Raw genomic sequence first — 13,664 nt, forward strand, 5'->3', positions numbered from 1 at the left:
GGTAAAGTCGCTACGACTTGAGACGACATCGCTTCATTCTCCTGGCGTGGTTCGCGTTTGCCGCCTTTGTGTTGCTGTTGCTTTGGCAGGCTAATCATCGCGCCAACGTGCAATTTCAGGGAAAGACAGTTCGGGAATGGGCACGCGGACTGTACCTGGGGGCCACCGCTCAACAAACCAACGAAGCCACCATCGCCTTTCAAACGATGGGCGCGGCGACCGTTCCAGAGTTACGCGCGTTGCTGCTCAGGCAAGACCCGCCCTACAAAAAGCTGCTGTTGAAATATATCCGGTATTTCCCGCCACCGGTTCGCAGTTACCTGTTTCCCAAAATCCGCTTGGACGCGGCCGAATACCGTGTTGGCGCCATTCGCGCCCTGGGAATTTTGGGGACGAATGCCGCTCCCGTCCTGCCGGATTTCATGCGAATCCTAACCACCCCTGATTCACCGGAGTGTTGGGTCGTCGCGCAAAATATTTCAGCGCTGGGCTCGGAAGCCATTACCAGCTTGATCCCGCTGGCCACCAATACGGAGGTCCGCACGCGCCACGCTTCGGTCTATGCCCTCGGCCAGGCCAAATCCAATGCGCTGCCGGCAGTGACCGTTCTCATCATGGCTTCCACGGACACCAACGAAACCGTGCGCGCGTCCGCATTTTATTCACTCAGTCAGATCGGTTCAGCCGCTGTGCCGATAGTTGTGGACCTGGCGGTTACCAACTCTGATCCCCAACTGCGAAGTGCCGCGTTCAACTCGCTGGCGATCCTCCGGCCTCCGCCCGGCAGTGTGATGACTTCCAGTCTGGCAGCGTCCACCAATTCCACCAGCATCCGGCGCATGGCCTATCAGTCACTATGGTTTGCGCGGCAAACCAATGCCCACGCGCTAAAGCTTCTTACTGCTGGATTAACCGACGAGGACGAATCGGTCCGCAAGATCGTGCAACACATCCTCACCCGGATCGCCGCTTCCAACGCCATCGCGCCTCAGCCGCAATGAATCTCAACTCGACACTCACCCGCCCTCCCTCGACCATGGCGATATGAGTTGGCTCTATCGCAACCTGATCCGCCCCAGCCTTTTTGCGCACGACGCGGAAGCCATTCATGAGTTTACGCTGCAAACTTTGGGTTGGGTCAGTCGCCACGAATTCGTTTGTGATTCCCTGGAATCACTACTCGGCGCTCCACAATTGCCGGTGAATTTGTGGGGCTTGCAATTTCCCAATCCCATCGGACTCGCCGCCGGAATGGATAAACTTGGAGAAGCGCTTCCCGCGTGGCAGGCGCTGGGATTTGGCTTCACGGAAATCGGCGCCACCACCTGGCATCCGCAGCCCGGCAATCCGCGCCCTCGAGTCTTCCGCGCCATCGCCGAGAACGCCATTGTCAATCGTATGGGCTTTAATAATCCTGGAGCGGAAGCGCTGGCCGAAACTCTGCACGATTGGCGTTCGCGTGGTCGCTGGCCCAAACATCCCGTTGGTATCAACCTCGGTAAATCAAAAATCACACCGCTTACGGATGCGGCGTCAGATTACGCAAAATCCTTCAAAGTTCTTCGAGATCTGGCTGACTTTTTCGTCGTCAACGTCAGCTCGCCCAACACGCCGAATTTACGTCAGCTTCAAGACCAGTCGGCGCTCACGGAAATTCTTGCCGCCCTGGAACAAGAACAAATCGGAACCGCCGCCGCTTCAGCGCGCAAACCCATCCTGATCAAGGTCGCTCCAGATTTGAGCTTTGAAGCACTCGATGAAATTCTGCAACTCACCGGCACCGTTTCAGGAATTATTGCCACCAATACCACCATCACCCGACCCGACTCGATGCATCCAGCTTCCCAGAGGGTTTATCGCGAAACGGGCGGCTTGAGCGGGCGACCACTCCGCCAGCGCAGCACGGAGATCATCCGACATTTATTTCGGCAATCTCGAGGGCAACTCCCGATCATTGGGGTCGGCGGAATTTTCTCCGCCGATGACGCCTGGGAGAAAATTACCGCCGGCGCGAGCCTGCTCCAAATTTTCACGGGTCTGGTTTATGAAGGTCCGGGACTGGTGAAAGCATTGATCGTCGGCCTGCGCGAACACATGAATCAACATGGCCTCACCGACCTGCGCGATGCCGTCGGCCGACAAGCGGCAGTTGCCCACGCATGAGTACATAAAAAACGGAGCGGGCGTCACCCAGCTCCGTTGTGCAAATCAAAAACCAATTATGCCTTCAAAACCTGATTCGGGGCGGTCGGAATTCCGTGCATTGCATTGCGCGTATCCACGATGACCGGCGCCCAGTCCGCCAGCTCACGATAATTTACTTCGGCATGATTGGTCGCGATCAGAACCAAATCGTAGCGAGCAATGGTTTCCTGATTCCACGCAACCGATTTCGTCCCCGCCCAATGCGGGTGTTCCCGCGTCGGCCGAATCACCGGCACATACGGATCGTAATACGCCACCGTTGCTCCTCGTGCTTTCAACTTTTCCATTAACACATAACTCGGCGATTCCCGCTCATCATCCACATTCGGTTTGTAAGCCAAGCCCAGCACCAAAATTTTGCTGCCGTTAATGGATTTCTGTTGTTCATTGAGCGCGTCGGCCACGCGATGCACCACGTACTCCGGCATCGCCGTGTTCACTTCTCCCGCCAACTCGATGAACCGGGTCGCCTGCCCATATTCCCGCGCCTTCCACGTCAGATAAAACGGGTCAATCGGAATGCAATGCCCTCCCAGTCCCGGTCCCGGATAAAACGCCATGAACCCAAACGGCTTCGTCTTCGCCGCCCCAATCACTTCCCACACGTCGATCCCCATCGCCTCATACACCATCTTCAACTCGTTCACCAACGCAATGTTCACACTCCGAAAGATGTTCTCCAACAGCTTCGTCGCCTCCGCCGCCCGGCACGATGACACCGGCACCAACGTCCGAATCGCCTTCCCATACAACGCCTGGGCGCGGGCCAGACACGCCGGCGTCAAGCCTCCCACCACTTTCGGAATGTTGGCCACCTGACTGTCCGGGTTGCTCGGGTCTTCGCGTTCCGGCGAGAAGGCCAGATGAAAATCCTTCCCCGCGACCAGGCCTGAACCGATCTCCAAGACTTCCCGTAAATCCGTGTCGGTGGTGCCGGGATACGTGGTGGATTCCAGTACGACCAGTGCGCCCTTTTGCAGGTGCCGGGCGATGGCCTTGCCGGTGTTGACGATGTACGAGATGTCCGGCTCGCGATTCTTGTTCAGCGGCGTCGGCACACAAATGATGACCGCTTCGACTTCACGGATGCGCCCGAAATCCGTCGTGGCCGAAAAACTGCCATTTTTAACGACCGCGGCAATGGATTCAGCACTGATATGCTTGATGTAACTTTTCCTTTGATTCAGAGCGTCCACCTTGCCGGTATCCACATCGAATCCCAACACCGACACACCAGAACGCGCGAACTGCAGCGACAGCGGCAGCCCGACATAACCCAAACCGACAATGCCAATTTTCATTTAGTATTATTTTGTTATTTTTGAATCGATCGAACTTACCGAACTGATAATTAGTTGTGCATTATCAACAGATGATTGCGAACTCATTCCGAAACCAAATGCGGTCCTCAATGATTTGCTCACTCAGTCCAGTACCCGCAACTTAACCAACAGTCTCCTAAAACGACGCGGGAAACGTTCCGGAGGCAAAAGACTAGCTATCTTTCGAATCGAATACACTGCCATACCGCTCATTACCATTACCCCGATTATGGTTGCCACCAATTCCCCCAAGAAATAGAACGCCACGCTCACGACAAGCGCCAGCGTCAAGTAGCTGCTGATAAGTTGCCAAGACGCTCGACTCCAAATAAAACCAGTCAGTTTACGACTAATAGCATAGACTGCGATTATATAGAGCACATACATGGCAACAAACGCCATCCCCACCCCGTTAACCCCCCAATGTCCAACCGCAAACCATACCATCGCCAAATAGGTCGCGCTGGAACCCAGCTCACTTAAAAAAAATACGCTTTTCGCGTTTTTGGCCAACATGATGAACCCCATCGGCCAAGCAATGACCCGCAGCAGAATCCCCAAGCTGATCCAACGCAACACGTCCACCGCCGGGAGGAATTTAGCCGACTGCAAAATCTGAATCGCCCAAGGTGCAAAGGTCAACGTCGCCACCATGCCGGGACCGGCTAAAAGAATTCCAATCTCGGTCTGCTCATTAACCAACTGATTACATTTGGCGTGATCACCAGCAATAGCAGTAAGCCGCGGGTAGAAATCAGTTCCCATCGCCTGCAACACAAACCCGGCAAAATAACCGCCCACCAACCAAGCAGCACCATACAGTCCGACCGCGTTTGCATCCATGCGGCGCATCAAAATAATATTAATGCAATAGTTAACCCCAACCACCATTAAACCGGTCGTTAGGAACACTGCCCCCAGCTTAAATAACTCACCAGTTTCATTAAAAAAATCCGCCACGCGCATTTTTACAGAAACAACCTTAACCCGTCGGGCGAAGAGCCAAGAAGTCAGCACGCTAAACCCGGCGACAGAAACCAAGGCCCAAGCAATCCCACGTTCGCGGAAAAAATAGATGATCGGAATACAGACCAAGGTGCTGAAGATCGCTCCCAACACCTTATCCTTCGCCATGTCGGCAATACGCCGCACCCCCTGCAGCAAAGCGTTCTGCCCTTGCGAAATGATGTTGCACAGTACGGTCAGCGATAGGATCGCCACCATTGGTGCGTACCCGGCATCGCCAAATGAAAACAAGGCGACGCGGCGCGAAAACACAGCCAGCAAAATTGCTCCGACGACTCCCAAAACACGTGAAACTCGGCGCAAGGTGATAACCGTACGCGCAATACGTTGCTCATCCCCGCTTCCAGTAGTTTCGGCAATTTGGCGAACGCCACTGCCATTCATCCCCATTCCCGCAATCGTTTGAGACAATTCCACTATGGAATTACAAATTCCCCATAGACCATAACCTCCGGTCCCCAACAAGAGCGCGATTGCTTTTGCCCGCACCATGCCCAGCACGAGCGTCACCGCCGAGGAGCCGCCGATCACCGCAGAAGATTTCAGGATCTGCCCATAGGACTTGGGGTTGGTTGAAGCTGATTCCATGTGAGTCGCAAAATCAACAGCGACGTTCAAGCTGAGTCCCTGACAACGGAAATTACTTCATCGACTTGGCTGGAAGTCAGGTGTGGTCCGATTGGTAAACTCAAAATCGTGCGACTCATTTCTTCTGCGATGGGAAAATCGCCCACTCTACCTCCTAAATCGGCATACGCTTCAGCCAAGTGAGCGGGGATTGGGTAATGGATCAAGGTGCCTATTCCTCGGTCCTGTAGTTTTTGCTGCAAACGGTCCCGCTCCGCGTGCCGGATGACAAATAGATGCCAAACCGGTTCGGCCCAAGAAGGTACAAAAGGCAAAGTTAACGACTGAACCTCGGCCAACTCAGAAAGATAACGCGCCGCGATTGATTGTCGCCGAACGTTCCACTCTTTCAGTCGTTGCAACTTTACCCTTAGAAAGGCAGCCTGAAGTTCATCTACGCGTGAATTGAACCCCTTAACCTCGTGAAAATATTTACGCTTCGAACCATAGTTTCGTAGCGTACGAACAGTTTCGGCAAGTTTTTCGTCGTTGGTGGTTACTGCACCGGCGTCACTAAACGCACCTAGATTTTTTCCAGGATAAAAACTGTGGGCAGCGGCATTCCCAAGCCCTCCCGTGGAGCGCCCGTAATAATGAGCTCCGTGAGCTTGCGCGCTGTCCTCGATTACGACCAAATCGTGATCGGCGGCAACCGCCATAATCGAACGCATATCAGCAGGCTGGCCGTAAAGATGCACCGGCAAAATCGCTTTGGTGCGCGAAGTAATCACACGCTTAATTTTTGCAGGGTCCAGATTATAGGTCTTTACATCAGGTTCGACACCAATGGGAGTAGCTCCGGCATAAGAGACAGCCAACCAAGTAGCGATGAAAGTATTGGTCGGAACAATGACTTCGTCTCCCTCTCCTATGCCATAAGCTCGCAAAATCAGGTGCAAAGCATCCAAGCCATTCGCCACAGCTACGCAATATTTTACGCCGCAAAAGTCAGCAAACTCCGACTCGAAAGTCGTCAATTCTCCTCCGAGCAAATAATGACCGGAATCCATGACACGGTGGTAAGCCGCATCAAACTCCGATTGCAACTCCTCGTAGGCAGGTTTTAACTCTAGAAAAGGAACGCTCATGATTTTCTCTTGCGTGCGGCGTCTAAAAAGCATTGATAATCGCGATAATAGTCGGCCTCATCGTAGTAATTTGACGCCAGCACCATGCAGACGGAGCCAGAAGAGAAGTTGTCCAACTCGCGCCAAATCATTGGGCAGACGTACAATCCGGTATAAGAACGATTCAAATGAATGCGCCGCTTTTTCTCCAATCCATCATCAAGAACGACATCAAAACTTCCCGACATCGCTATGATTAGCTGATGCAGCTCTTTGTGCGCATGCCCGCCTCGCTCCGCTCCACCTGGCACATCATATAAATAATAGACTCGGCGGATTTCGAACGGGATATGGCGTTCACCTTCAATAAACGTCAAATTACCGCGCGGATCACTAATTTTAGGAAGATCTACCAAGCGACACTCTGTTAACCTCATCGTACCACCTAAAAATTTCCATCATCGGCGACTCAGGAATGAGTCGGCCGGATTTCTTCTTCTCCAACTTGTTCGTAAAATTGACCGCAGGAGCAACTCAAACGCTCCGATGTGGCCTTGATTAGACGCGTCCCACATTTACAAATCCAACCAACAAGCCGGGCTGGATTGCCATAAACCATTGCGAAATCAGGCACACTCCGCGTGACAACCGCTCCGGCTCCAACCATGGCATAACGGCCAATGGACAATCCCGGCAATGTGGTAGAATTTGCGCCTAAACTACAACCTTGTCGTAACAAAGTATCAAGAAACTCCATCGGATACTGTTTGCTGCGAGGTCTTTTATCATTAGTGAAACAGGCGTTAGGCCCCAAGAATACATCGTCTTCTATCGTTATACCATCCCATAACGAAATTCCGGTTTTAATCGTAACGCGATTCCCCACTACGACCTTGTTTTCAATAAAGGTGTGATCACAAATATTGCAATCCGTTCCAATTCTGGCCCCGGACAAAATATGAACGAAAGCCCAGACTCGCGTACCAGTGCCAACAGTGGCACCATGTTCGACAATGGCTGACGGATGACAAAACCAATCTCGCGCCTCCGCACGCATCACACTCGATAACCACGGTGGTGGCGCAAGCTCCATGTCAGTCCGTTGGCCGACTCCATCGTTCGATATCTCCTCCATATTTTAATCAACGATCACGAAGCAAAATGGCGCGCTTTGCCCATTTCGTCCAGTTATTACACGCTGTTACGATTGTCGCGAATAATCAGGCGAGCAACTCCGGCACCGACACCACCAGTTGAGGCTTCAAGTGCAGGTAACGGGTCGAAACGCGTTTCATTTCAATATCTTTAAAGACTTTCTCCACTTGGTCGGACGTCAGCCCCACCACCGGCGCAACCTGTGCAACCGGCACCCCGTGGTTTTTGGCGTAGAGACACAAATCCATTTTTTCGTAGGGCAAGGAAAAGTAGAATTCGTCCTGCCCCTGTTCCAGGCTGTAAGTATCCGTGGTCGGCGCCCGCCGACAGTTTTTCTCGGGCACTCCGAGATATTCAGCAAGCTGATACACCTGCGTTTTGTAGAGGTGAGCGATGGGTTTGAAATCAGCTGCCCCATCACCTAGTTTCACGAAAAAGCCTTGATCATATTCCAGCCGATTGGGGGTTCCAGCCACCGCATAATTCAACCGATCGGCGTAGTAATACTCCATCATTTTTCGCACCCGTTGTTTAAAGTTGGTGGCAGCCAAAACTCCCAGATAGGCCTCCAACGACAGCTTGGCTTTGAGCGTTTTTCCGTCGGGTGATTGCGCCACCACGCTAAAATAGTTAAAGCCTTGATTGGTCAGGATGTTTTCCAACACAATCTTGCTCTTCCATCCCGGCCCATATTCAGGAATCACCATCTGAAAGGCTCGTTCCTGGCGTGAATAACATCCCACGGCCTCAAGGATTTTAGTGATGTCCTCGATAGCCGAATCGAAACCAAAATGGTTCGAGATGGCCTGGCTGTAGCTCAGGGTGTCCTCAGATGAATGACGGTCCGGCATGTGAATGCCAAAAACCCGTTCTTTCCCCACCGCCCTGACGGCTAATGCAGCCGTGCATGAGCTATCAATCCCACCGGATAAGCCTAAAACCACGCCCCGGCGTTTGAAGCTGGTTAGCAATTCTCGTATCCCCCGAGTGATGATTTCCACCTGCTCGGCACAATTTATTTTTAATACATCTTTCGAAAAAGGCGTGGTCATAAAACTTTAATCTTTAAATATCAAGGAGTGGAAAGGCTGGTTGCTAATCCGTTCGCCGGTTGCCGGGCCTGCTCTCGAAGCACGGACTTCAGGATCTTTCCCGACTGGTTTTTGGGCAACGATTCGACGAATTGAATCCATTTCGGCAATTTGAACGATGGTAGCCGCCTCCCCAAATGATTTTTAATCGCTTCTTCAGTCAACTCAATCTGGTGGCGCACCACAAAAGCCTTGATCGCCTCGCCAAGGACCTCGTCGGGGACTCCAATAACGGCAACTTCCAGAACTTCGCGGATCTCCAAGAGTACGTCCTCGATTTCTTTCGCGCTAACGCGGTTGCCGCCAACCTTGATGATGTCTCGCGATCGGCCAGTGAGGAAGATATAACCGTCCTGGTCCTCGTAACCCAAATCGCCGGTGTAATAGTAACCATGGCGCAAAACTTCGGCGGTCGCCTCGGGAGCCTTCCAATAACCGATCATGATATTCGATCCGCGGGCCGCAATCTGCCCCGGAACCCCGGCAGGCAACCGACGCCCGGCTTCATCCAAGATGGCAACTTCCACGTTCGGAATCGCCCGTCCAATTGAACCCCATTTGTTGGGCAACATTTCCGGCTCAACGTAAGTGAGGCGAGGACTGGCCTCGGTGCTCCCATACATGATGTACAACCGGACCTTCGGAAATACCGCGACGAGTTCCTTTTGCAGCGCGGGCGCCATTCCGCCACCCGCTTGGGTGATAAAACGCAATTCGGGAAACCGGCGCTTCTTAAGATCGGTCTGTTTCAACAAAATCGAAAAAGTTGACGGAACACCAGCGAAGCCCGTCACTTCGTGTTCCTCCATGCTGTTCAAAACGGTGGTGGGAAAAGCGAACCGATTATCAATTACCAATGATCCGCCGCTGAGGAAATGACTGTAAAGCAACGAACGACCGTACACATAATAAAACGGCAGAACCACCATCATTCGATCCTCACTCCGCAAGGCCAGGTAGGCCGCGATGGACCGCATGTTACTCACCAGGTTTAGGTGAGACAGCATCACCCCTTTGGGTTGGCCGGTGGAGCCTGACGTATAAATCAATGAAGCCAGGTCCAGATCTATGCGCCGGACTCTCACGGGCGGAGCTGGCGGCGCTTGATAGATGGCAGCCAATGAATGCGCGGCGACGGTCTGGTTCGCTGGCATCGAAGGCAATTGATCGAGAATCAAGTCGTGTAAATCAGGTAATTCTCCAAGAAAACCACGCCACTGTTTGGCAAATCGGTTTGAGGTGATCAAGACACGCGCTTCACAATCCAGCAGCAATTGCTTTAGGCTGCCGGCGTCCAACTCCGCGTTCAACGCCACTTCTACCGCTCCAGCTTTCAGCGCGCCAAAATGGCTGGTGATGAAATCAAAGGAGTTGGAAAGCAGAATGGCGACTCGATCTCCGGGTTGCACGCCAAGACGAATTAGATAGGCAGCCATCTGATTCGCCTGCTGATCCAACTGACCGTAGGTTTTCCATTCACCATTAAACCAGACGGCCGGTTTATCCGGATAAGCTTGCGCCGCATGGGCTAAAAGGTCCGAGACTAACATGGCATTGCTCCCAACGGAACGGCTTCACGGCGCTGGTGCCGCACGACCTTCACATCATCATGAGCCGATAATTCAGCCCGAACTCTGAATCCAGTAACAAACTGCTTTTGCACCAAAAGTGTAGATAAAATTCCCGCCAAAGCCATGTCATCGGTTTCACCAACGGGCTTGCCCTGCTCCAGCTTCGTGGCGAGTTGACGCACGGCCAGCGGATTGAAAATTCCAGAAGCCCTCACGTGCGAATCGGACAATAACTCCCGTACGTAATCGGGCGTTGCCGCGTGAAAGAAACTGCGATGGATGGGCGCACGATATGGGCGTTTACGACGCTTCCAGATCGCTTCCGGTAAATACTGACTGGCCAATTGCCGCAGCAGATATTTTTCGGTCAAAGCCCGCAATTTCAGCCGGGCTGGCAGCCGGTTGCAAAACTCCATCACCCGAACGTCAAGAAACGGGTAGCGCCCTTCGACGGAATGGGCCATCGCCACCCGGTCTCCCTGCGCGGATAACAGGTAGGCGGAAAGGAATGTGGAAATTTCTAGATATTGCGCCTGTTCCAAGTCACCCCAATTTTCAAAACCAGCCGGGTAATCAATGAGCGGCGCCTCCCGTTTGCGGGCTTCAGTGACCAGTGCGGTAAAATCCTGAGAGAAGAAGCGCGCCGCGCGATGAGTGTTCCGCCAACGAATGTGGTGTGAAAAATCCGGAGCATTTGTTTTCGCCAGATCACTCCCAAAAAATGCGGCCAGATAAGAGCCGCCGGCACCCGCAAGATTAAGATCGGGATACAATCGCTTCAGCAAGGCCGAGCGCCATTTGGAGGTTGGTTGGCGCGCCCAAAACCTACGAATCTTCGCTTCTTTGAAAATATCGTAACCACCTAAAAATTCATCCGCCCCTTCACCAGTCAGCACCACCTTGAAACCACGCTCATGAACGAGCTTGGAAAGCAGAAACATCGGCACCGGTGAGGTGCGGAGAATCGGCACCTCCGTATGCCAGACCACGTCGGGCAGGGCATTGCCGATCTCGGCATGAGTCGCGCGTACCACATGATGTTGCGTACCGAGATAATCCGCCATTTCCAATTGAAACTGGCTTTCGTCAAACTTTTCGTCGTCGAACGCAATTGAAAAGGTATCGAGCTGGCTGATCCCTAATTTCCGCACCAACGCCGTAATCGTGGAAGAATCCAGCCCTCCGCTTAAATAAGCTCCGACAGCCACGTCGGCCCGCAGTCTTACGCGAACCGCATCGCGCAGCAGTTCGTGAAACTCTTCGACGTAATCCGCAACGGAGCGACGGCGGGCAGCCAGACGCACTGCGGTATCCTGGTCATATTCCGGCCGCCAAAAGGCCTGTTTTACAATTCGTCCATCCTGAACTTTAAGATAACAGCCTGGGGCTAGTTCAAAGATGTCGCGGAAACAAGTTCGCGGCGATAACGGACTCCAATAGGTGAAAATTTGATCCACGGACACCGGATCCATCTGCGCGTCAATTTGGGGATCAGCCAGGATGGCCTTGATTTCCGAGGCAAAAAGCAGGCGCTCCGGGGTGCAAGTATAAAACAGTGGCCGAATCCCGACGCGGTCGCGCGCCAGGAACAAGGAGCGATCGCGTTGATTCCAGATGGCGACGGCAAATTGACCGTTCAATTTGCGTAAACAGTCCGCCCCATATTCCTCGTAAAGGTGCAAAACGACTTCGGTATCACAATGCGTCGTAAAGCGATGGCCGTTGCGTTCAAGATCAGTGCGCAGTTCGAGGTGATTGAAAATCTCGCCGTTGAACACGATCCACAGATTTCCGTCCTCGTTGCCGATGGGCTGTTGACCACCCGCAAGATCCACAATGCTCAGGCGGGCATTGCCCAGGGCAACCTGGTCTCCCAGGAAAATGCCGAATTGGTCCGGCCCGCGGTGGCGCATCATGCCGAGCATCCGCCGCAAAGCCCGCTCACTCGGCGCCGCGCCTGCAGCTAAATTCAAAATTCCCGCAATGGCACACATCGAAGCCTCGGCGTCAACTCACGACTGCTTTCTACGAATATAGTCGGAAAGCTTTTGAACCGAATCAAAGTTGTCTGGCAAGATGTCTTCAGGCGGCACATTAATTTTAAAAGTGTTCCCTACAAAAGTGACCAGCTCCATCACTCCTATGGAATCAATGATTCCCGCTTCGAGCAGTGAGGTGTCATCGGCGTGAGTAAACCCCTCCCCGCTAAACAACATGTTTTCAGTGATAAACTTTTTGATCTGCGCTTTGAGATCTATTTCATCAGTGGCCATATTTTTCTATTGTTCGTTTCCGCTAAAATTCAAGGAACTCCAAAGCTTGCAATCGTAATGAGTCATTGCCAATTCAGGTTAGCTTGGGCCAGCCCTGTTTTTCCTCTGTATCAATCAGCTCGATATTCAAATTATTCCGGGCTAGAAAGAAGGCGATCTCCTTATTCTTAAAGGCCTCGCCGGGTTCTGGGGGCACCAAAAATTTGGCGCCTTTGGCTTCTAACACCGGCATTTCGATTCGCAAATCATCACAGCGAAAGCACAAATGATGCAAGCCGCCACCCCGACGCGCAAACAAAGATACTGAAGACTTTTCATCGGCTGGGGCTATCAATTTTATAGTGATCGAATTGTCCTTCGTCAGAAAAACAACTCGCACGCCTTGTCTGGAATTCAGCACAATGTCAGAATTTTGGACGTAGCCAAACATCTCCGACCATTGCTGGATCCCATCCTCCAGAGAGCGAACCACGATCCCGATGTGGTCAACAATCATCCCGCACTACTTTCATTCTTCTTCTGCATCCAGGCCTCATAGCCGATACCCTGCCAAGGCATGCCGCGATCGAAGCGTTTCATCCAAGGATACGGATTCCCTTTACCCAGAACCACGTAACGTCTCACATCCATCACAATTTTTGCTGGATTTCCAATTGCCAGGGAATAGTCGGGAACATTGCGGTTCAGGACTGCATCCGCACCAATCAGACAATTCTCGCCAACTTTGATACCCGGCAACAGGATGGCATGCACTCCGACCTGGCTGTAATTACCGATGTAACCGCCCCGCTCATCCGTGGAGGGCGGGCAAGGATCATTGGTCATCACCACATAGGGATACAGGAAAACAAAATCACCAATCACGCTATGTTGCGCAAGGTGAACATTACTGTGCAACCGGCAATAGTTGCCCATTTTTACGTCACCTTGAAGATCGGAGAGCGTGCCCACAGAACAGCCTTCCCCTATCGTTGTGCGTTCGCGGATTGTAACCCGGTGTCCAGATGAAAATCCTGCGCCGATGCGGCACGCAGCGTAAATAATGGAATGGCTGCGAATTATTGAATTCGCGCCAATGGTCGTTGGTGGATTTTGATATTCCTGGTTGGAGTAATAATCATTCAACGGCTCTCCCAATACCGTGTCATTACAAATAATGGAGTCATCCCCAATTTCCACTCCGTCATAAATCGTAGCGTTATCGCCGATTTTTACGTTTCGACCAATTTTTGCCCTACTGCTGACGAAAACATTACGGCCGTTAAATTTCATAAAATTAGAGCATCTCAGTTGGCATTCAGCGAGATTTGTAAAAGCCATCCGCTAC

Annotated in this window: 12 protein-coding genes and 2 pseudogenes; 2 read left to right on the forward strand and 12 right to left on the reverse strand. The window is 52.4% G+C overall.

The features are described 5' to 3' along the window. Positions 1–17: 17 nt before the first annotated feature. On the forward strand, positions 18–1,001 hold the full coding sequence (locus tag M9920_00775) for a HEAT repeat domain-containing protein (GenBank protein MCO5050825.1): 984 nt from the start codon (positions 18–20) through the stop codon (positions 999–1,001). A 43-nt stretch (positions 1,002–1,044) separates the two neighbouring features. Further along, on the forward strand, positions 1,045–2,163 hold the full coding sequence (locus M9920_00780) for a quinone-dependent dihydroorotate dehydrogenase (GenBank protein ID MCO5050826.1): 1,119 nt from the start codon (positions 1,045–1,047) through the stop codon (positions 2,161–2,163). Between the two features lie 56 nt (positions 2,164–2,219). Here M9920_00780 and M9920_00785 read toward each other — a convergent pair whose 3' ends face one another. The 12 genes and pseudogenes from M9920_00785 to M9920_00840 form a co-directional block, all read right to left on the reverse strand. Further along, on the reverse strand, positions 2,220–3,506 hold the full coding sequence (locus M9920_00785; GenBank protein MCO5050827.1) for a nucleotide sugar dehydrogenase: 1,287 nt from the start codon (positions 3,504–3,506) through the stop codon (positions 2,220–2,222). A gap of 123 nt (positions 3,507–3,629) precedes the next feature. After that, a complete protein-coding gene (locus M9920_00790; protein MCO5050828.1) occupies positions 3,630–5,171 on the reverse strand; it encodes an O-antigen translocase in 1,542 nt (513 codons plus the stop codon). After that, positions 5,168–6,268 (reverse strand): DegT/DnrJ/EryC1/StrS family aminotransferase, encoded by a 1,101-nt coding sequence (locus M9920_00795; protein MCO5050829.1) that lies wholly within the window; start codon positions 6,266–6,268, stop codon positions 5,168–5,170. Before M9920_00795 ends, M9920_00790 begins: the two co-directional genes overlap by 4 nt. Continuing rightward, positions 6,265–6,684, reverse strand: coding sequence for an FdtA/QdtA family cupin domain-containing protein (locus tag M9920_00800; GenBank protein MCO5050830.1), 420 nt, complete (start codon positions 6,682–6,684; stop codon positions 6,265–6,267). The genes M9920_00795 and M9920_00800 overlap by 4 nt, the downstream gene beginning before the upstream one ends. Before the next feature lie 149 nt (positions 6,685–6,833). Continuing rightward, positions 6,834–6,944, reverse strand: a pseudogene (locus M9920_00805) (isomerase). 142 nt (positions 6,945–7,086) lie between these two features. Continuing rightward, a pseudogene (locus tag M9920_00810) lies at positions 7,087–7,304 on the reverse strand (hypothetical protein). 163 nt (positions 7,305–7,467) lie between these two features. Then, positions 7,468–8,454 (reverse strand): NAD(+) synthase, encoded by a 987-nt coding sequence (nadE, locus tag M9920_00815; protein ID MCO5050831.1) that lies wholly within the window; start codon positions 8,452–8,454, stop codon positions 7,468–7,470. Positions 8,455–8,474: 20 nt separating this feature from the next. Further along, positions 8,475–10,043, reverse strand: a complete 1,569-nt coding sequence (locus M9920_00820) for an acyl--CoA ligase (GenBank protein MCO5050832.1) — start codon at positions 10,041–10,043, stop codon at positions 8,475–8,477. Next, positions 10,037–12,058 carry an asparagine synthase (glutamine-hydrolyzing) gene (gene asnB, locus M9920_00825; GenBank protein MCO5050833.1) on the reverse strand — a complete coding sequence of 674 codons (2,022 nt, stop codon included), beginning with the start codon at positions 12,056–12,058 and terminating at the stop codon, positions 10,037–10,039. The genes M9920_00820 and asnB overlap by 7 nt, the downstream gene beginning before the upstream one ends. Positions 12,059–12,076: 18 nt before the next feature. Next, on the reverse strand, positions 12,077–12,337 hold the full coding sequence (locus M9920_00830) for an acyl carrier protein (GenBank protein MCO5050834.1): 261 nt from the start codon (positions 12,335–12,337) through the stop codon (positions 12,077–12,079). A 73-nt stretch (positions 12,338–12,410) separates the two neighbouring features. Then, positions 12,411–12,833, reverse strand: coding sequence for a VOC family protein (locus M9920_00835; GenBank protein ID MCO5050835.1), 423 nt, complete (start codon positions 12,831–12,833; stop codon positions 12,411–12,413). Further along, entirely contained in the window at positions 12,830–13,609 is a 780-nt protein-coding gene (locus M9920_00840; protein MCO5050836.1) for an N-acetyltransferase, read from the reverse strand. The genes M9920_00835 and M9920_00840 overlap by 4 nt, the downstream gene beginning before the upstream one ends. Positions 13,610–13,664 lie beyond the last annotated feature (55 nt).

This window comes from Verrucomicrobiia bacterium (assembly GCA_023953615.1).
Taxonomy (GTDB): domain Bacteria; phylum Verrucomicrobiota; class Verrucomicrobiia; order Limisphaerales; family JADLHS01; genus JADLHS01.